This is a genomic window from Streptomyces sp. JLBG701 (assembly GCF_058544905.1).
This window is the reverse complement of record NZ_CM178588.1, coordinates 454,322-472,208: the sequence shown is the minus strand read 5'-3', so window position 1 is coordinate 472,208 and position 17,887 is coordinate 454,322. Positions and strand designations below refer to the sequence as shown.

Sequence of the window (17,887 nt, the reverse complement as noted above, 5' to 3'; positions counted from 1 at the left end):
ATAAGGGCCAGGTGAGTTGACCCGCCGGGGTCCGGGCCAAGTTGCTGCCCGGCTACGTCGAGCGGGGCTGGGTGGTGGGGATCCGGTGGGTGAAGAACATCGCGAGCAGCGAGGTGAAGGCGAGGATCGCGAGCGCGGCACGCAGGCCGTCGAGCCTCGCGTCGGCGTTCGCGTCGAGTGCGGCCTGAGTGACGCGCGTGCTGGTGCCCGCCTCGTCGAGGGCCGCCTCCAGCTGGGCATCCGACAGGAAGGGCACCCCACTCTGGAGTTCGACGCTCGCCGTGCTCTTGACCCGGTCCGGGATGTCCGGGTTCTGCTCGACGTTGGCGAGGAAGGAACTCGTCAGCGCGGCGATCAGGACCGACCCGGCAAGTGCCGTACCGATCGAGGAGCCGAGGTTGGCGACCGCGTTCTGCACGCCCCCGACCTCGGCGCTCCGCTCGTCCGGCACCGCGGACACGGTGACCGAGCCGAGCTGGGACGCCAGCGCGCCCATGCCGAGCCCGATCAACAGGAGGGGGACGGTGACGATCTCCGCCCCCGCGTCGGCGTCGAGCGCGGCCATCAGGACCACCGCTCCCGCGAACAACGCGAGGACCCCGAGCCGCACCACCCGCCGAGGCGAGACATCCGGAAGGAGACGCGGGATGAGGATCGCGGCGGCCAGCAGGGTCAGCGAGAGCGGCAGAATGCGCGCGCCGGTCTTGAGCGCGGACAGGCCGAGGGCCACCGACAGGTAGAGGGGCACGACGAAGAACACGCCCATCTGCACCAGGTACTGGAAGAAGAACATCGTGAGACCGCCGGTGAGCTGCCGGTTCCGCAGGAGTGCCGGGTCCACGAGCGGTTCCCTGTTCCGCTCCACGAGGGCCGCCTCCCAGCGGAGGAACAGCCACACCAGCAGCAGCCCGGCCAGCATCAGCCAGATGACCGCCGAGATCCCGAGCCAGGAAGGCGCGTCGGGTTTGGGTCGGAACCAGCCCCATTCGTCCGAGCGGAGCACGCCGTAGACGAAGATCCCGAGTCCGAGGGCGGACAGGGTCGCGCCGACGAGATCGATACGGGAGCGGGCGATGTGCGGCGCGTCGGCGATACGGCGAGCGACGGCCAGGATGGCGAACACGATCACGACTTCACCGGCGAAGACCCATCGCCAGGAGAAGTACGTCGTCGCGACACCCCCGATGATCGGCCCGAGGGCCACCGCCACGGCACTCGCGGCCGCGACCAGGCCGTAGGCGGCGGGTCGGCGTTCGACGCCGAAGTTGCCGGCGACGAGTGCCACGATCGCGGGCAGGATGAGCGCCGCCCCGAGCCCCTCCAGGAGCGACCAGCCGAACAGGAGCACCGGCAGGTTCGGGGCCAGCGCCGTGGTCAGGGATCCGCACCCGTAGACGGCACAGCCGATCATGAACGCGCGCTTGTGGCCGATCAGGGTGCCGACCTTGCCGCCGGGGATCATGAACATCGCCATCACGAGGGTGTAGGCGGTGATCGCGCCCTGGACTCCCGTCACCGTCGTGCCCACGTCGTCGGCGACCGTCGCGATCGAGACGTTCATGACAGAGCTGTCCAGCGCCATCAGGAACTGCCCGGACGCGAGTGTCGGCAGAACGATGCGTGTGGTGGCCGAAGTCTCAGGGCCGCGTTCCCGGGGTGCCATGGACGCATCGTCCCAGCGGCCGAGGCGGTGGATCCTCGACCCGCCGCGCAGGTCAACCGCTTGGGGGAGGGCCGGCCGAGCCGAAGGTCCGTGCCCGCCGAGAGGTCGTCCAGTCACCTCAAGAGGGTGATCCGGCGTGGCCGTTCGGCGGGCAGCATGCGAGGAGGAAGAGGGCCCGGCGCGTGAGAGAGGGCGGTGTCGGCATGCGCTACGAGTTCCGTGTCCATGGTCTTGTCTCCATGGCACTGGCCGAGTCGTTCCCGGAGCTGACACGGAGAGTCAGATCTCAGGAGACGGTTTTCTTCGGCTCGGTGACGGACGAGGCACATCTGTACGGGCTGCTCCTGCGTTTCCAGAAGCTGGGACTGCGCGTCGACGAGATGCGCCGCCTGCCCGATGCGCAGGCGCACGCGACGGGAAGGCCGCGATGACCGCGACACACCAGGTCGGCAGCCACCTCACCGTGGCCGAGCGAGCCGCGCAGGGCAGAGCGGCCCGTTCGGCCACGCCCCGGTCGAGCCACGCACGGTTCGTCCCGGCCGAGCAGCGGCCGGATCCCGTCGGCGTCCTCGAACGGCAAGCCGTCACGCGCGTGCCCGAGCTGGTGCCCATCCGGTACGGCCGGATGCTGGAGTCGCCCTTCCGGTTCTACCGAGGTGCCGCCGCGATCATGGCCGCCGACCTCGGCCAGGCACCTCACACGGGCCTCACGACCCAGCTGTGCGGCGACGCCCCCATCTGCTGAACTACGGTCTGTTCGCCTCTCCCGAACGTCACCTGGTCTTCGACATCAACGACTTCGACGAGACTCTGCCGGGCCCTTTCGAGTGGGACATCAAGCGGCTGGCCGCCAGCCTCGCCGTCGCGGGCCGCGCGAACGGGTTCGACGAGGGACAGCGCGCCGCCGCCGTCAAGGAGGCGGTGAAGGCGTACCGGGAGCGGATGCGGCTCTTCTCCGGGATGCGCACGCTGGACATCTGGTACGCCCAGGACGACGCCGACCAGCTCCACGCACTGCTGCCGGACAAGGACGTCCGCCGACGGACATCCCGAGCCATGGCCAAGGCCCGTACCCGTGACAGCCTCTAGGCGTTCGACCGGCTCACCCACGTGGTCGACGGGGAGCGGCGGATCGCCCCTGACCCGCCCCTGATCACCCCCATCGCCGACCTGGCCCCGGGCACCGAGCACGAGGAGCTCGAAGGGACCCTGCGCACCCTGATCAACGGCTACGGGCGCAGCCTCTCCTCCGAGCGCCGGGACCTGCTGGAACGCTTCCGACTCGTCGACATGGCACGCAAGGTGGTGGGCGTCGGCAGGGTGGGGACCCGCTGCTGGATCGCCCTCATGGTGGGCAGGGACGACGGTGATCCACTGCTGCTGCAGGCCAAGGAGGCCGGAGAATCGGTCCTCGCCCCGTACTGCGGACCCGGCAGGTACGACAACCAGGGGAAGCGGGTCGTCGTCGGGCAGCGGCTGATGCAGGCCAACAGCGACATCTTCCTCGGTTGGGAACGCGTCACGGGCATGGACGGCCGGCTGCGCGACTTCTACGTCAGGCAACTGCGCGACTGGAAAGGCACGGCCCGGCCCGAGACCATGCCGCCCGACATGCTGTGTCTCTACGCCGGCCTGTGCGGTGCCTCGCTGGCCCGTGCCCACGCCCGCTCCGGCGATCCGATCGGTATCGCCGCCTACCTCGGTGCCGGGGACTCCTTCGACCGGGCCCTGGCGGAGTTCGCCGAGGCGTACGCCGACCAGAACGAACGCGACTACGAGACCTTCGCCGAGGCCGTACGGGCCGACCGGATCACCGCCAGGGCTGCCTGAGCCATCGTTGCTCAGCACCCTCGATCACCCTTCTGGGGTGACGACGGACCGGTCGGCCGGGTGGAGGCTCGGTCACGAGTGGCTGCCGGCCGCAGCCGCACGAGGAACGGGAGGTCCTGCAATGGCCACCACCCACTACCGCTCGCCGGGTGTCCAAGCCGCCGCCACCGGCCTGACGCTGTTCGGCGCGGTGATGCTGTTCATCGCCGGTATCCTCGACCTCTTCCGGGGCATCATGGCGATCGCCGACGACGAGGTCTTCGTCTCCACCCCCAACTACGTCTTCAAGTTCGACTTGACCAGCTGGGGCTGGATCCAGCTGTCGCTCGGCGTGATCGCCGTGGTCGTGAGCTTCGGCCTGTTCGCCACGGCCACCTGGGCGAGGATCGCCGGAGTGGCCATCGCGGCGCTGCTGATCATCGCCAACTTCCTCTCCATCCCGTACTACCCCGTCTGGTCCCTCACGCTGATCGCCCTGTACGGGTTCGTCATCTGGGCCCTGTGCGTGGTGCAGCGGCAGGAACAGAACGACTAGCGGGGATTCGACGGGGCCCTGACCCCGCCGAGTCCCTGCCGGTCCGCTCCTTCCGCCACCGCGGAGAGCAGTGGATCCCGGAAGGTGTGGGCGACGCGGTCCACCAGGGCGAGTCGCTCGACCAGCGGGGCTCGCCGGTGGTCCGGAGCCACTGTGGCCACGGTGTCGAGCAGCACTCGTACGCGCCGCAGGACCTGCAAGGACGTCGCCCCGTAGTGAAGGATCTCGTCCAGCGCCAGGCTCACCAGCTCCGGCCATCCGGGGGCCGGCCGACGCAGCCGAGGTGTTCCGCGGCCGTCGGCCACCAAGGCCCCGCCCAGCGGACGCGTGACGCTGCGCATCAGGGCCTCTTCGATCTGGTCCAGTGCCTGTACGGCGGTCGTGGGGTCGTTGACGGCCGGTGAGAGCGCGCGGATCGCGATGTCCACCAGGAGCCTGAGACCGTACGCCGATTCGTGGTCGAGGGAGCGGGCACGATCCACGCGTACGCAGGCAGCCAGGTGGCGCAGCCCGCTGGGACGTGGTTCAGATGACCCCGCCGGCCCGTGCACATGCCCCAGGACCGAGCCGGCACCGACGTAGTCTCCGGTGGCGACATCGAGCGAGACACGCGCGTCCCAGCCTGTCGCGATCCGCAGCAGTCGGCGCTCGTCGACGCTCTGGACGACACCCGGCCGCCCGGTGTGAACCAACGGAACCCCCGTACCGGACGGCCAGGCGTCTGCCGCACCGGAGGCCGCCGCTGTCGCGCCCGGCGGGAGCGCGGCGTCGAACGACCGGGCCATGAGATCGCCCACCGCCCGAGCGAGCCCACCTCCGGTCACGAGGTGCCGGAGCCCGGTGAGACTCCGCAGCAGCACAGCCGTGTCGACGACCACGAGGACGACTGCCAGCGTCACGGACAGCCGCGGTGTCTCGTCGGGCCGGATCTGGGCCAGAACGACCAGTGCGTACACCGCGGTACCGGTCACGAGCCCCACGACTGTCAGCGACCGGCGGAAGTGGCCGATGACCCCGATCAGCCGGGGAGACATGTTCTGCACGGTCTGGATGACCAGGGTGACCGCGGTGATGACGAACCCGGACAGGGTGATCATTCCGCCCGCGATGGCCGCGAGGGTCGTCGAGGCGGTCGCCGGGTCGTAGGTCAGGCCGACCTGGGGGAGGGAGTCCTCCCAGTGCGGCAGTCCCACGCCGAGTACGACCGCCGTGGCCATCGTCGCCACCGCCACGGCCGGGCTCAGGAACACGAGCAGGCGCCTGAAGCGGGGGCGTGGTGACGGGACCTCGCGTGTGCCACGGCTCACCCTCCACGCGATCACCGTAAGAGCCCGGCGGCATTCACGCGCGTCATGGGAGACCAAAGGCCGTGGGTGCGGCCACCCGTACCGGGTGATCCGCAGCGCCCCGTGCCGATGGACGGTAGTGCCGTCAGGACCATCCCGCCGCAGCCATCGAACGACGGGACCGGCAACCGGAGGGCAACATGTCCGACTACCCCCTGCTCAACGCGTTCCTCACCATGATGTGGTTCTTCCTGTGGGTCCTGTGGTTCATGCTCCTGTTCAAGGTCATCGGCGACATCTTCCGCGACGACAAACTCAGTGGCTGGGGCAAGGCGGGCTGGACGCTCTTCGTCTGTGTGCTGCCCTATCTGGGTGTCCTCGTCTACCTGATCGCCAGGGGCAAGGGCATGGGCAAGCGCGATGTGCAGCAGGCACAGGCCCGGGAGCAGGAATTCCGCTCCTACGTGCAGCAAGCGGCCGCCGAAGCCCCGGCGCCCCAGGCGAACAGGGCGGACGAACTGGCCAAGCTCGCCGGCCTGCACGACCACGGCGACATCACGGACGCCGAATACGAGCGGGCCAAGGCCAGGGTCCTCACCGGTTGAGCGATCACTCGGGAAGACGGCGCATCTCCACCACGTGCAACCCCAGTGACTGGAAGCGTGTCAGCAGGCCGTACAGCTGTGCCTCGTCGGTGACCTGGCCGAACAGTACGGTCTGCCCGCTCATGACGAGGCTCTCCAACTCCGGGAACGCCCCTGTCATCGTCTGGGACATCTCCCCGTCGACGCGGATCTCGTATCGCATGAGCGCGCTTCTTTCGCAGTCGTACTGCGGCTGTGCCCCCCCACGTTCCATGCTGGGACCGCCGGACGGCGCGCGGCATCACCCGCCTCAGGTGACCGGATCTCCTCACAGGAGGTGCAGCTCCCGAGCATGACGTACGGCTTCGCTTCGTCGGGTCGCGGCAAGCTTGCGATAGAGGCTCTTCAAGTGGGTCTTGACGGTGTTGACCGACAGATGGAGATCCGCGGCGATCTCTTCCGTCGACATCGTCTGTGCCAGCCGTTCCAGCACCTCGTGCTCACGCCCGCTGAGCGGCTCGGTCACGAGACCGGGGCCCGGCTCGTCGATGTGATGCACCCGAGCGTGTTCCACCAGGGCAGGCGGCAGCCAGTCGTGCCCCCGAGCCAGCGCGGGCCGACGGCGCACCAGGCGCTGCAACCACGGTCCGGCCTCCAGGAACGGCCGCCTCAGCTGCCCGGGCCGGGCCATGGCCAAGGCTCTCGCGGTCAGCCGCTGTGCCGCGGCGCCGTCGCCCAGCGTGTCGGCGGCCTGCGCCCGAACGAGCAGCACCCTGGTCATGATGGCCGGGCCCTGGCTCCGTCCGTCCGGGAGCGAGTCGAGCAGACCGAGCGCCTCTTCCCCACTGCCGACGGCAAGCCGGGCACGTGCCGCGGTCACCACGCTCTCCGGCCCAGGCGTACCGCTGTCCTCAAGGACCTCCAAGGCGGCTCCCGGACGGCCCGCCGCCAGGTGTGCGCCGGCCCTGGCCAGGGCGGTCCGGTCGCGCACCCACGGTGAGGGCTCGACGACGGCCTGCTGGTTCTCCAGCTCGTCGAGGATGTGGAGCGCTGCTTGGGGATGGCCCCTGGCGAGCAGGAGGCGGGACCGCAGGAGGGCCAGCCCGAAGGACACGATGGGGTCGTGCGGGGCCGCGGACGAGGCGAAAGCCGCTTCGAGGTGGGCGTGTGCGGCGGCCAGCTCGTCGCGGTCGAGGGCGACGGCGGCCAGGACGAGCTCGGCCACCCCGGTGCGGGTGTTGGGGGGCAGGCCGCCGTGCTCGGCCTCGGCGACCGCCTCCCGACCGCGTCGCTCGGCGCGCTCGGGCCAGCCGCCCAGGAAGTCGATCAGGGCCAGTCGGCTCAGACACTCGTGCCGGGAGAACGCGGTGTCCGGACCGTCACTCAGTCGCACGGCGCCGGACAGCGTCGACCGGGCGGCGTCGAAGCGTCCTGCCCACAGTTGGGCCGATCCCAGATCGGTGAGCATGAGCGCGCGGAGCTCGGGGTGCGGCTCCAGGCGTTCGGCGGGGATGGCTCGCTCCGCTTCCGCCACGTCCTTCGCGGCGGCCTCGGCGAGATCGGCCGAGCCGATCATTCGCGCGGCGAGCACGCGCAGCAGAGCGCAGCTGAGCCGCAGGGCCGCGGAGGGGTTTCCGCCGTTGTGAAGGTTCTCCTGTGCTCGGCGCAGGTGGCCGAGCCCGCGGTCGACGTCGTGGCGGGTCAGCTCGCGAGCGGTGCGCACCAGATCCGCCGCGGGGCCCGCTGCGTCCGGGGGCATCGGGAAGAAGAGCCGGTCGAGGCGTTCGGCGTCCAGGCCTGTGAGGAGCTGTCCGATCGCCAGCTCCTCGACGAACTGGTTCGCCGTGTGCTCCCAGTCCCCTCCGTCCGCGGCATGCGGCAGGGCCTCGGCGAACAGACCCGCCTCGGTGAGCCAGCGCGCCGCCCGGCGGTGCAGCTCGGGTTCGAGCCCCGGGTAGCGGACCCGCAGATGCACCCGGAGGATCTCGGCGAACAGAGGGTGGATCCGATACCACGAGTGGCCGATGGACTCGACGAACGCGTTCGCGCGCTGCAGCCCGGCGAGGATCGGCTCCGCGTCGTCGCGGCCCGTGAGCGCGTTGGCCAGGTCGGGGTGGATCTGTTCGAGAACGCTGCCGCGCAGCATCAGGTCCTGGGTCTCGGCCTGTTGCGCGTCGAGCACCTCGGCGAGCAGGAAATCGGCGAGCGTGCTGCGGCCCGCTTCGAAGTCCTTCAGGAAGATGTCCGGGTCCTCGGCCTGCTGCGCCGCCAGGATGCAGAGCCGGAGCCCGGCGGCCCAGCCCCCGGTCCGCTCGGTCAACGCCCGCGCGCCGTGCTCCGAGAGGCGCATGCCGTGCCGGCTCAGCAATTCGGCCGTCTCCTCGGGCCCGAACGCCAGGTCGGCGCCGCGGATGTCGGTGACCTGACCGGCGGCGCGGTAGCGGTGCAGGGGCAGCAGCGGCTCCGTCCGGCTGATGACGATCAGGCGCAGTCCGCCGCCCACGTGGCGGAGCACGAACTCGAGTTCGTCGGCGACCTCCGTCGAACCTGCCACGCGGTCGAATTCGTCGAGCACCAGGACGACCGGCTCCGTCCGGTCACTGAGATGGGCTGCGAGCCTGGCGAGCAGGGAGTGGTCCACCTCGCCGGGGCGGGCCGGGCTGCCGACGGTGTCCGGCGGACCGAAGCCGTGGCGCCGCATGGCCTCCAGTACGTAGGCCCAGAAGACACCCGGGCCGTTGTCCTCGGGCTCCACCGTCAGCCATGCCACCTGGCTCGGCGCACCCTCCCCGGCGATCCAGTCGGCCACCAGCAGCGTCTTGCCGGCTCCCGCGGGCCCGTTGACGAGCGTCACGGGCACCGTACTGCCCAGAGTCAGCCGCTCGACGAGCCGCGGTCTGCGCACGAACGTGGTCGGCGGAACCGGGACACTGAACCGCGCCGCCAGCAGGGGGTCACCGCTCGGGGTCAGGCGTTCGGCAGGGGTGCTCCCGGGGCCGCCCGAGGTCGGATGGGGCATGGCACTCACCGCAACACCGCAGTTCGTGGTCCGGAAAACCGCCTACCTTTTGATCATCGCCCGTCTCCCGGGGAGCCGCAACGGATGCCGTCGCTCACCCGGGGCGGGTGAGGCGCCGGGGCGCACCGCCGCGCACTGTGGGGGCAGCGGAAGCGTGGCCCTACCGGGGCGACCTGGAAGGAAGGCACGGCACATGTCCGAGATCCACCGCCAGATCCTGCCGATCCCCGATGTGACGCGCATCGGGCCGATCACCTACGACGCCAAGGATCCGGACACCTCCTACCCGCCCATCCAGCCGCTGATGCCTCCCGAGCAGGCACCGAACGTGATGCTGATCATGCTCGACGACGTCGGTTTCGGCGCCCCCAGCACCTTCGGCGGCCCCTGCGAGACCCCGGTCTTCGACCGCCTGGCGGGAAACGGCCTGCGCTACACCCGCTTCCACACCACCGCCCTGTGCTCGCCGAGCCGTGCGGCGCTGCTGTCCGGCCGTAACCACCACTCCGTGGGCATGGGCGGCGTCACCGAGATCGCCACCTCGGCCCCCGGCTACAACTCGATGCGCCCCAACACCAAGGCCCCGCTCGCCGAGATCCTCAAGCTCAACGGCTACTCGACGGCCCAGTTCGGCAAGTGCCACGAGGTCCCGGTCTGGCAGACGAGCCCGGCCGGCCCCTTCGACGCCTGGCCCACGGGCGGGGGTGGCTTCGAGTACTTCTACGGCTTCATCGGCGGCGAGACCAACCAGTACGAGCCCGCCCTGTACGAGGGCACCTCGCCCATCGCCCCGCCGAAGACCCCCGCCGAGGGCTACCACCTCACGGAGGACCTGACCGACCGGGCCATCGCCTGGGTGCGCCAGCAGAAGACGCTGATGCCGGACCGGCCGTTCTTCTGCTACTTCTCACCGGGCGCCACGCACGCCCCGCACCACGTGCCCGCCGAGTGGTCCGACCGTTACCGCGGCCGCTTCGACATGGGCTGGGACGCGATCCGCGAGCAGATCCTCGCCCGGCAGAAGGAACTCGGAGTCGTACCGCACAACGCCGAACTGACCAAGCGCCACGCGGAGATCCCCGCCTGGGAGGAGATCCCGGCGGAGTTGCGACCCGTGCTGGCACGGCAGATGGAGGTCTACGCCGGCTTCCTCACCCACACCGACCACCACATCGGCCGGCTCGTCGCGGCCCTGGAGGAGCTGGGGATCCTCGACGACACGCTGATGTACGTGATCACCGGCGACAACGGCGCCTCCGCCGAAGGCGGACTACGGGGCAGCTTCAACGAATTGCTCGCCTTCAACGGCATGGCCCAGATCGAGACCCCGGAGTTCATGGCCTCCCGCATCGACAAGTTCGGCACCCCGGAGGCGTACAACCACTACGCGGTCGGCTGGGCGCACGCCATGGACACCCCGTACCAGTGGACCAAGCAGGTCGCCTCGCACTGGGGCGGCACTCGCAACGGCACCATCGTCCACTGGCCCGCCGAGCTCCGGGTCGGCGGCCAGGTGCGCAGCCAGTTCAGCCACCTCATCGACGTCGCGCCGACCGTCCTGGAGGCGGCCGGGATCCCCGAGCCGACCACCGTCAACGGCGTGCTGCAGTCGCCGATGGAGGGCGTCTCGATGCTCTACAGCTTCGACGACGCCGACGCGCCCGAGCGCCACGACCAGCAGTACTTCGAGATGTTCGGCAACCGCGGCATCTACCACAAGGGCTGGTCCGCGGTCACCAAGCACCGCACGCCATGGGTCGTCGGAGGAGAACAGGTGGCGTTCGACGACGACGTCTGGGAGCTCTACGACGGCTCCACCGACCCCACCCAGGCCCATGACCTGGCCGCCGAACTGCCGGACAAGCTGCACGAGTTGCAGCGGCTCTGGCTGATCGAGGCCACCCGCCACAACGTCCTGCCCATGGACGACCGGACCGCCGAGCGGTTCAACGCCGAGATCGCGGGACGGCCCGAACTCATCGCGTCCGACCACCAGTTGCTGTACGCCGGCATGGGCAGGCTGACCGAGAGCAGTCTGGTGAACGTCAAGAACAAGTCGTTCGCCGTCACCGCCGAGGTCGCCTCCACCGACGGCCCCGTCGAGGGCGTCATCCTCGCCCAGGGCGGCAGCTTCGGCGGCTGGAGCCTGTACACCAGGCACGGCCGGGCGAAGTTCGCGTACAACCTCTGCGCCCTGGAGATCGCCCAGGTCGAGGCGGACCGACCGCTGCCCACCGGAGAACACCAGGTCCGCATGGAGTTCGCCTACGACGGCGGCGGCCTCGGCAAGGGCGGCACCGTGTCGTTGTACTACGACGGCGACAACGTGGGTGAGGGACGTGTCGAGCACACGCTGCCGTTCCTCTTCTCGGCCGACGAGACGGCCGACGTGGGCGTGGACACGGGAACTCCGGTCGCCCCCGACTACGTGAGCCCCGACGGCGCGTTCACCGGCGACATCCACTGGGTGCAGGTCGACACCGGGCCCAACGACGCGGACCACTTCATCAGGCCCGAGGACCGGATCCGGGTCGCCATGGGACGTCAGTGACGAAGGAGAGGGATCATGGACTACCCGCTGCTGAACGCGTTCTGGACCGTCATGTGGGTCTTCCTGTGGGTGATGTGGTTCATCCTGCTGTTCCGCATCATCGGCGACATCTTCCGGGACGACTCGATGAGCGGCTGGGGCAAGGCCGGATGGACGGTGTTCTGTCTCGTCCTGCCCTTCCTCGGCTGCTTCGTGTACCTCATCGCCCGGGGCAAGGGCATGGGCGAACGCGAGCTCCGCGCGGCGCGCGAGAAGGACCGGGAAGTCCGCGAGTACCTGCGGGCCGCCGCCGTCACCACCGAGGCCCCGGCCACCAGTCCGGTCGATGAGCTCTCGAAGCTCGCCGACCTCAAGAACCACGGTGACATCACCACTCAGGAGTACGAGCGCGCCAAGGAGAAGGTGCTCACCAGCCATTGACCCTGGCCGGAGAAAGGACATGGACATGGACGTGGGACCTGTCGAGTACGTCGTCGTCGCCTTCCCCGGCAACCGTTTCCGGGGCGAGATCGCACCGGAGCTGAGAGCCCTCGTGGCGAGCGGCACGGTACGGATCCTCGACCTGACCTTCGTCAAGAAAGACGCGGACGGTGGCGTCTCCTACGTCGAGCTCGATGCCCTCGACCCCACCGAGGCATCGGTGTTCGACGACATCGACGGAGAGGTCGGCGGACTGTTCAGCCAGGAGGACCTCGAACTGATCGCCGAGGAACTCGTGCCGGACTCGTCGGCGGCCATCCTCCTGTGGGAGGACACCTGGGCGGCCGGGATGGCCGGCGCCGTGCGTCGCGCGGGCGGTCGACTCGTCGCCCATGAACGCATCCCCGCCGAGGTGGTGGAGCGGGCCTACCAGGACGCCGTCTGAGGCGGCGTACGCGAATCGGAAAGGGCAGGTGAGTGCCATGCTGGGTCGCCGTTTGGCGCGTCGCGAACGTCCCGGTCTCGTCGGCGTGGCCGCCCGCACCGCGGTGGCCGCCGGCACCGCCAGCGCGGTCTCCGGCCGTGTCGCCCGGCACCGGGCCGAGCGTGAGGCCGCACAGCAGACCGTGCCCGACGCGGGTGCCCCCGCGCAGGCGCCGCCGGGTCAACCGGCCTCTTCGGGACTGACGGACGAAGAGATCACCAACCTGGAACGCCTCGGCAAACTCCACGAGCAGGGCGTGCTCTCGGACGAGGAGTTCGCCGTCCAGAAGGACCGCATCCTGAGGGGATGACGGGCCTACCGCTTGGCCTCAGGAGCGCCCAGCCAGCGCGGGAACGGCCCTGAAGAGGCCGTGACCTGGCCGAGGGCGATGCCGGTGACGATCACGCAGCAGCCGGCGATCAGCCACGAGAGCAGGGTGAAGACGTAGCCGAGGGAACCGAACTGGGAGAGGCTTCGCTCCATGGCCGCGGGCATGAACAGCCCCGACACATAGACGAACGACGCCATACCGACGCCCGCCAGAACGGCTCCGGGCAGCAGTGGCAGCCACCCGATGCGCGCACCGAGCAGCAGATGCTGCGTCCACCACCACAGCAGTACGGCGGTCACCAGAGAGAGCGGCACACCGAGCCACGTGCCGCCTCCGAAGCCGTGGCGCAACGGAGCCTGCAACAGCAGCGCGGCAATCCATCCCAACAGCCATACCAGCCACCGCCAGGCGGTCAGCCGCGCACCGCCCTTGGGCAGATCCCAGCAGCGTTCGCAGACCTGCTGCAGGGCCCGGCTCAGCGCGGTCGCCGACATGAGCGTGACGACGATTCCGAGACCTCCGTACGTGTCCTTCGTGACGCCCTGCGCGGCGAACGTGTCCTCGATGTCCTCGACCGGCGCGTCCTCACCGAGCATGGCCTGAACGGAGTCGACCAGCACGTCCTTGATGCCCTTCGGCGCGAACGCGGCCAGGACGATGAGCAGCGGCAGCGCGGCCAGGAAGGCCTGGGCCGCGAGTCGCGCACTGGCCTCCATCCAGTTCACGCTGATCAGCCGGCCGAACATCCGCCGGACCACCGGCATCTGCCGGGGGATCCCCTGGGCTGTTCTGGCCCACTGCCCGAGCTGCTTACGATTCACAGTCCATTCCTCGCACAGAGAGCCCGTCAGCGCCCTCAGGGGCTCGCGTCATGTGCGCTTCATCCGGGTGAATCAGCTAGTCAGCGGGGCGACATACTCCCGGCGCGGCCAGGAGGCTGCTGCGTACGGTCCGGGCCGGAACCCGAAGCGGACACCGGTGAACTGGGAAACCAGGTGGTGCGCCGGGGAGTTCGCTCCTCCGTCGCGGAAGGTTCCTTCCTGGGTGGCCCGTTCATGGCGCTGCTGCCGATCGCGACCCCGAGGACGAGGCGGTCGCGGCCGATCTGCTCGTGATCCAGGGCGTTCATCCGACCGTCGCCCAAGCGCGGGAGGCGCGGCCCGGCGCCGTGCATGGCGGGCCTACGGCCAGTTGGTGGAGCACCGTCAGGAGACAGGCGTACCTCCTCGGTCTGGTCACGCCCCAGGACCGGCCGCGCGGAAAGATGCGCAGGGCCGCGGTGTGGACGGGCACGGTCGCACTGGTCCTCATCGGCTTCGTGGTGCCGTTCGTCTGAGTCCCGGTGTGCGCGCAGATGTACCGGCGCGCGACCAACCAGCTCGCCGGAGTCGCCGTGATCGCCGCGCTGGTGTGGTAAGGGCGTCGCCGCTGACTCAGCCGCGTGACAGCGCCAGCTCGCACAGTCGCCGCCAGTCCAGGCGTGCCCGCGTCCGGGGTACGCCCGGACGGTTGCGGGGCACACGTACTCGCAGAGCCTGGGGATCGATCACGCACCGAACAGGGGTGGGGAAGGAGAGGGCCTCGCCGTCGACGCCGACCTCCACCTCGGGCGTTTCGGCGTCGATGACGATTTCCCGCGCCGTCGCCACGGTGAGCCCGGACGAGTGTGTGCCGCCGAGCAGTTCGGCCGCCTGGGCCGCGTTGTCGACCTTGATGCCCAGCACTCCCAGGACCCCCATGTCCAGCCGCTCCCGGTGTCCGAGGCCCGCCGGGTCGTCCGTGCCGTACGGGTTGTTGCTCACGAGCACGGCTTGGGGGGAGTCGATGCTCACTCCGGCGCCCTGAACCGTGAGGCGGGAGCCGATGTGATGGGTCAGGACGTCCGGCAGCATCCGCAGGATGGTGCCGATCTTGTCGTCGCGGTAGGCAGGATTCTGCACCACCTCCGCGTAGGCGCCGAACGACACGTTGTTGACGAAGGTGCGCTCCGCGATGCGCCCGAGGTCGACGCGGAGTTCCACACCGTCGGTGAGTGCGTCCAGGCATGCGGACGGGTCCTCGCGGTCCAGCCCGAGATCGAGGGCGAAGTGATTCCGTGTTCCGGCCGAGATCACCATGAAGGGGACTCCGCGCTCCGCCGCCACGCTCGCGACGAGGGCCTGCGTGCCGTCACCGCCCGCGACGCCCAGGAGATCGGCGCCGTTCGCCACCGCGTCCCGTGCGAGCGTGGCAACGTCCTGAGGGTGCGCGGGGTCGAGCAGTACGACCTGGGCTCCGAGTGCTTCAGCCTTCTCTTTGAGCCCGAACCTTCTGACCTTCCCGCCACCCGAGCGCGGATTCATGATGAGGAACGGACGCTCGGGCGCAGGGGTGCGGTATTCGGCCGGAACGGTTTTTCCGCCGTCCTCGGCGAGCGCGGCCCAGCTTTCGAAACAGGCCACGGCCCACGACGCGAGAACGACGATCACGAGCCAGAACAGGCCGACGGCGACGAAGAACGCGATCACCACGGCCTGTGCGGCCACCGCCAGGGCCACAGCGAGCCCCCTGATGAGCCCCCTGCGGCTGAGGGCCCACCACAGCCCGGCCGTGCTGACGGCAAGCCCGGCCAGGGCGATGGCGGCCAGCCCCAGGCTCTTGAAACCTGCGACCAGCAGCGGCAGAACCACCGCGGCGACCACCGCGGTGATCGCCAGTCGGGCGGCCCACCGTTGCGTCGTACTACTGTGATGCCTGGCGACGTCGCCACCCATCATTCCTCCGTAGCTCGTCCGTGCCCTACCGCACGGTGGAGTTCCCTTCGGGCATCCCCTCACGCAGATCCGGCCGCCGGGCGGCGGCCTTCTGGTGCCAGGCGCCGTACCGGTTGACGAGAACGGCCGCGGACACGCCGTGCAGCAGAATGCTCAGCGCCACGGTGGCCGCGATCACCCGCGCGAGGAGCTGGACCCCGGGGACGTGTTCCTCCACCACGAGCAGCCCGAAGACGACGGAGGCGAGTCCGCGCGGCCCGAACCACCCGACATAGGCAACCGTGGGAAGGGCCAGGCCGCTCCCGACCAGACAGAGGGCGACGGGCAGCATCCGCACCACGGTGAGGCTCAGCACGGCGTAGGTGACGATCCGCCAGTCGAGGTGCTCCAGCGCCGGACCCAGCAGGACGGCGCCGAAGACCAGGAAGCTCAAGGACGCGAGAAACTCGGCGAGTTGCTCGGCGAGCTCCGCGGTGTCCTCGCCGTCGCCCGGCGGCTCCGCCGCCGTGCTCCGCCGCTGGGAGACGCCGAAGGCGAAGCCGGCCACCCACGCCGCGATGAACCCGCTCCCGTCGACGGCGACCGCCAGTGCGTACGAGCCCGCGGCCACGGCCAGAACGTACACCTGCCGCCAATCACGACCGATCCACCCCCTCTCACGCGACCGGGACAACAGCCATCCGCCGATCACTCCGACGGCCAGACCCAGTGCCGTACTGACCACGAGCGCGCGCCAGAAGACCCCGGCGACTCCCTCCTGCGAGGCATGAGTTCCGGACAAGGCGGCCAGGAACAGCACGAAGAAGGGCAGCGCCATCCCGTCGTTGAGACCGCTCTCGACGTTCAGACCGCTGCGGACGAGCGGAGGGACACGCGGGCTGGAGACCGCGATCTTGCCCAGAGCCGCGTCCGTCGGCGCCAGGATCGTCCCGACCAGCGCCAGCTCCCACGCGGTCAGCCCCGGCAGCAGGGGCCAGGCCAGCAGCCAGCCGGCCCCGATGGTCAACGGCAGCCCGATCCCCAGCAGGCGGCCGGGGAGGAAGCCACCGATGCGCAGATCCTGTCGGCGTACGGCCATCGCATCGGTCAGCAGGACCAGCGTCAGGGCCGCCTCGACCAGGGTGAGCACGGGTCCCGCGTCGTGCCCCAGGCTGAGCAGGTCGAGCCCGATCGGGCCGATGGCCACCCCGAAGCCGGTGAGCACCATCGGCCCGGACACGGCGGTCGTGGAAAGCCGCCGGGAGACGAGTGCGTACCCCGCCGTGACGGCGGCCACGGCAGCGCCGGTCCATGCGCTGCCGCCACTCACTGTGACCTCATCCGAGTGTCGTCGCGGGCGCAGCGGAAGCCCTGGTTGCCGGTGCTGCTGTCGGGGGTGCTGGAGCTGCGGGCGGCGACGCGGTAGCGGCGGCAGTACGAGGCGTGGCACAGGTAGGACCCGCCACGGATCACCCGCTGCACACCGATCGACGGTCCGCGCGGCTGGTCCTGCGGGCTGCGCGCGTAGTAGGCGGGCGAGTACCAGTCCGCGCACCACTCCCAGACGTTGCCGCACATGTTGTGCAGCCCGTAGCCGTTCGGCGGATACGTGGTGACGGGTGCCGTTCCGTACCATCCGTCGGCGCGGGTGTTGTGGTCCGGGAAGCTGCCCTGCCACACGTTCATCCCGTGGCCGCCACCGGGCTCCAGCTCGTCGCCCCAGGGGAACACCGCCTGTTCGAGGCCGCCGCGGGCGGCGTACTCCCACTCCGCTTCGGTCGGCAGCCGCTTCCCGGCCCAGGAGGCGTAGGCCATGGCGTCGTTCCACGAGACGTGGACGACCGGGTGCTCGAAACGGTCGCGTACATCCGACTCGGGACCCTCGGGGTTGCGCCAGCACGCCCCGTACACCTGCCGCCACCAGGGGGCCTCGGCGACGGCCCGGGTGTCGGGAAAGCCGTCCGGCAGAAGCCCGGCGAAAACGAACGACCAGCCGTAGCGTTCGGCATCCGTGATGTGCCCGGTCGCGTCGATGAAGTCCTGGAACTCGGCATTGGACACGGCGCATCGGTCGATCCAGAAGGGCGCGAGCCGGACCGGATGGACAGGCCCCTCTCCGTCCTCGGGTACCACCCAGTCGTCCTCCGCGCCCATCAGGAACAGGCCGCCGGTCATGTGCACCATGCCGACAGCCCACGCGTCGGCCGGGGGCGCGGACGGCGCGGTCGCGGTCGAGTGCCGCGGTGGCTCGCCCCGGGACGGAGTGCAGCATCGCCTGCCTGATCCATTTTCCGACATTGGGCACCAATCGGGATCGAACCTGTCGACCTGCACATGATCGGACCCCGATACGTCCGCACGGGACATCGACACGGCGTACGGGGCCTGCGCCGTGCACTCCGGATGGCGCATCCCGGGATGCCCCATCCGCGGCGATCGGAAGGAATGGATA

At 70.0% G+C, this 17,887-nt stretch carries 16 protein-coding genes and 1 pseudogene; 9 read left to right on the top strand and 8 right to left on the bottom strand.

The genetic code is table 11. From position 1 onward, the window contains the following. Positions 1–52: 52 nt before the first annotated feature. Complete coding sequence (locus AC5DRG_RS02205) at positions 53–1,663, bottom strand: MFS transporter (RefSeq protein WP_491807632.1); 1,611 nt, start codon at positions 1,661–1,663, stop codon at positions 53–55. A 203-nt stretch (positions 1,664–1,866) separates the two neighbouring features. On the opposite strand from AC5DRG_RS02205, the gene AC5DRG_RS02200 reads away from it, so the two are divergent. From AC5DRG_RS02200 to AC5DRG_RS02190, 3 genes and pseudogenes are all read left to right on the top strand, one after another. Next, positions 1,867–2,094 (top strand): DUF8691 family protein, encoded by a 228-nt coding sequence (locus tag AC5DRG_RS02200; RefSeq protein ID WP_491812945.1) that lies wholly within the window; start codon positions 1,867–1,869, stop codon positions 2,092–2,094. Beyond that, a pseudogene (locus AC5DRG_RS02195) lies at positions 2,091–3,493 on the top strand (DUF2252 domain-containing protein). Before AC5DRG_RS02200 ends, AC5DRG_RS02195 begins: the two are co-directional and overlap by 4 nt. 121 nt (positions 3,494–3,614) lie before the next feature. After that, entirely contained in the window at positions 3,615–4,028 is a 414-nt protein-coding gene (locus AC5DRG_RS02190) for a DUF7144 family membrane protein (protein WP_491807631.1), read from the top strand. On the opposite strand, the gene AC5DRG_RS02185 is transcribed toward AC5DRG_RS02190, so the two are convergent. After that, entirely contained in the window at positions 4,025–5,335 is a 1,311-nt protein-coding gene (locus AC5DRG_RS02185; RefSeq protein WP_491807630.1) for a DUF2254 family protein, read from the bottom strand. The genes AC5DRG_RS02190 and AC5DRG_RS02185 overlap by 4 nt on opposite strands. Positions 5,336–5,514: 179 nt before the next feature. Between AC5DRG_RS02185 and AC5DRG_RS02180 the strand changes: the two genes are divergently transcribed. Continuing rightward, positions 5,515–5,919 (top strand): SHOCT domain-containing protein, encoded by a 405-nt coding sequence (locus AC5DRG_RS02180; protein WP_491807629.1) that lies wholly within the window; start codon positions 5,515–5,517, stop codon positions 5,917–5,919. 4 nt (positions 5,920–5,923) lie between these two features. Here AC5DRG_RS02180 and AC5DRG_RS02175 read toward each other — a convergent pair whose 3' ends face one another. Both AC5DRG_RS02175 and AC5DRG_RS02170 read right to left on the bottom strand, forming a co-directional pair. After that, positions 5,924–6,121, bottom strand: a complete 198-nt coding sequence (locus AC5DRG_RS02175) for a DUF8691 family protein (RefSeq protein ID WP_491807628.1) — start codon at positions 6,119–6,121, stop codon at positions 5,924–5,926. 105 nt (positions 6,122–6,226) lie between these two features. After that, complete coding sequence (locus AC5DRG_RS02170) at positions 6,227–8,917, bottom strand: winged helix-turn-helix domain-containing protein (protein WP_491807627.1); 2,691 nt, start codon at positions 8,915–8,917, stop codon at positions 6,227–6,229. A 193-nt stretch (positions 8,918–9,110) separates the two neighbouring features. Here AC5DRG_RS02170 and AC5DRG_RS02165 point away from each other — a divergent pair, with 193 nt between their 5' ends. From AC5DRG_RS02165 to AC5DRG_RS02150, 4 genes are read left to right on the top strand one after another with little or no spacing between them, the layout of a single operon-like run. Continuing rightward, on the top strand, positions 9,111–11,468 hold the full coding sequence (locus tag AC5DRG_RS02165) for an arylsulfatase (protein ID WP_491807626.1): 2,358 nt from the start codon (positions 9,111–9,113) through the stop codon (positions 11,466–11,468). 15 nt (positions 11,469–11,483) lie between these two features. Continuing rightward, a complete protein-coding gene (locus tag AC5DRG_RS02160; RefSeq protein WP_491807625.1) occupies positions 11,484–11,888 on the top strand; it encodes an SHOCT domain-containing protein in 405 nt (134 codons plus the stop codon). A gap of 25 nt (positions 11,889–11,913) precedes the next feature. Beyond that, complete coding sequence (locus AC5DRG_RS02155) at positions 11,914–12,333, top strand: DUF6325 family protein (protein WP_491807624.1); 420 nt, start codon at positions 11,914–11,916, stop codon at positions 12,331–12,333. Between the two features lie 37 nt (positions 12,334–12,370). Then, on the top strand, positions 12,371–12,682 hold the full coding sequence (locus AC5DRG_RS02150) for an SHOCT domain-containing protein (RefSeq protein ID WP_491807623.1): 312 nt from the start codon (positions 12,371–12,373) through the stop codon (positions 12,680–12,682). Between the two features lie 5 nt (positions 12,683–12,687). Here the strand turns inward: AC5DRG_RS02150 and AC5DRG_RS02145 are convergent, their stop codons facing one another. Beyond that, positions 12,688–13,524 carry a YhjD/YihY/BrkB family envelope integrity protein gene (locus tag AC5DRG_RS02145; RefSeq protein ID WP_491807622.1) on the bottom strand — a complete coding sequence of 279 codons (837 nt, stop codon included), beginning with the start codon at positions 13,522–13,524 and terminating at the stop codon, positions 12,688–12,690. Positions 13,525–13,814: 290 nt separating this feature from the next. Here AC5DRG_RS02145 and AC5DRG_RS02140 point away from each other — a divergent pair, with 290 nt between their 5' ends. Beyond that, on the top strand, positions 13,815–14,039 hold the full coding sequence (locus AC5DRG_RS02140) for a hypothetical protein (RefSeq protein ID WP_491807621.1): 225 nt from the start codon (positions 13,815–13,817) through the stop codon (positions 14,037–14,039). A gap of 97 nt (positions 14,040–14,136) precedes the next feature. Here the strand turns inward: AC5DRG_RS02140 and AC5DRG_RS02135 are convergent, their stop codons facing one another. Genes AC5DRG_RS02135 through AC5DRG_RS02125 form a run of 3 tightly spaced genes read right to left on the bottom strand, consistent with a single transcriptional unit; the run spans position 14,137 to position 17,733 of the window. Beyond that, complete coding sequence (locus AC5DRG_RS02135; RefSeq protein WP_491807620.1) at positions 14,137–15,456, bottom strand: diacylglycerol/lipid kinase family protein; 1,320 nt, start codon at positions 15,454–15,456, stop codon at positions 14,137–14,139. A gap of 25 nt (positions 15,457–15,481) precedes the next feature. Next, the gene (locus AC5DRG_RS02130) at positions 15,482–16,765 is read right to left on the bottom strand and encodes a cation:proton antiporter (protein ID WP_491807619.1); all 1,284 of its coding nucleotides are present in this window, start codon (positions 16,763–16,765) and stop codon (positions 15,482–15,484) included. Continuing rightward, a complete protein-coding gene (locus tag AC5DRG_RS02125; protein ID WP_491807618.1) occupies positions 16,762–17,733 on the bottom strand; it encodes a formylglycine-generating enzyme family protein in 972 nt (323 codons plus the stop codon). Before AC5DRG_RS02125 ends, AC5DRG_RS02130 begins: the two co-directional genes overlap by 4 nt. Positions 17,734–17,887: the final 154 nt, after the last annotated feature.

What these genes read in the sequence shown, in the direction of transcription:
- AC5DRG_RS02155 (WP_491807624.1), top strand. Translation starts at nt 11,914, where the DNA reads ATGGACGTGGGACCTGTCGAGTACGTCGTCGTCGCCTTCCCCGGCAAC.
- AC5DRG_RS02205 (WP_491807632.1), bottom strand. Translation starts at nt 1,663, where the DNA reads ATGGCACCCCGGGAACGCGGCCCTGAGACTTCGGCCACCACACGCATC.
- AC5DRG_RS02170 (WP_491807627.1), bottom strand. Translation starts at nt 8,917, where the DNA reads ATGCCCCATCCGACCTCGGGCGGCCCCGGGAGCACCCCTGCCGAACGC.
- AC5DRG_RS02135 (WP_491807620.1), bottom strand. Translation starts at nt 15,456, where the DNA reads ATGGGTGGCGACGTCGCCAGGCATCACAGTAGTACGACGCAACGGTGG.
- AC5DRG_RS02125 (WP_491807618.1), bottom strand. Translation starts at nt 17,733, where the DNA reads ATGTCGGAAAATGGATCAGGCAGGCGATGCTGCACTCCGTCCCGGGGC.
- AC5DRG_RS02175 (WP_491807628.1), bottom strand. Translation starts at nt 6,121, where the DNA reads ATGCGATACGAGATCCGCGTCGACGGGGAGATGTCCCAGACGATGACA.
- AC5DRG_RS02165 (WP_491807626.1), top strand. Translation starts at nt 9,111, where the DNA reads ATGTCCGAGATCCACCGCCAGATCCTGCCGATCCCCGATGTGACGCGC.
- AC5DRG_RS02160 (WP_491807625.1), top strand. Translation starts at nt 11,484, where the DNA reads ATGGACTACCCGCTGCTGAACGCGTTCTGGACCGTCATGTGGGTCTTC.
- AC5DRG_RS02200 (WP_491812945.1), top strand. Translation starts at nt 1,867, where the DNA reads ATGCGCTACGAGTTCCGTGTCCATGGTCTTGTCTCCATGGCACTGGCC.
- AC5DRG_RS02180 (WP_491807629.1), top strand. Translation starts at nt 5,515, where the DNA reads ATGTCCGACTACCCCCTGCTCAACGCGTTCCTCACCATGATGTGGTTC.
- AC5DRG_RS02150 (WP_491807623.1), top strand. Translation starts at nt 12,371, where the DNA reads ATGCTGGGTCGCCGTTTGGCGCGTCGCGAACGTCCCGGTCTCGTCGGC.
- AC5DRG_RS02190 (WP_491807631.1), top strand. Translation starts at nt 3,615, where the DNA reads ATGGCCACCACCCACTACCGCTCGCCGGGTGTCCAAGCCGCCGCCACC.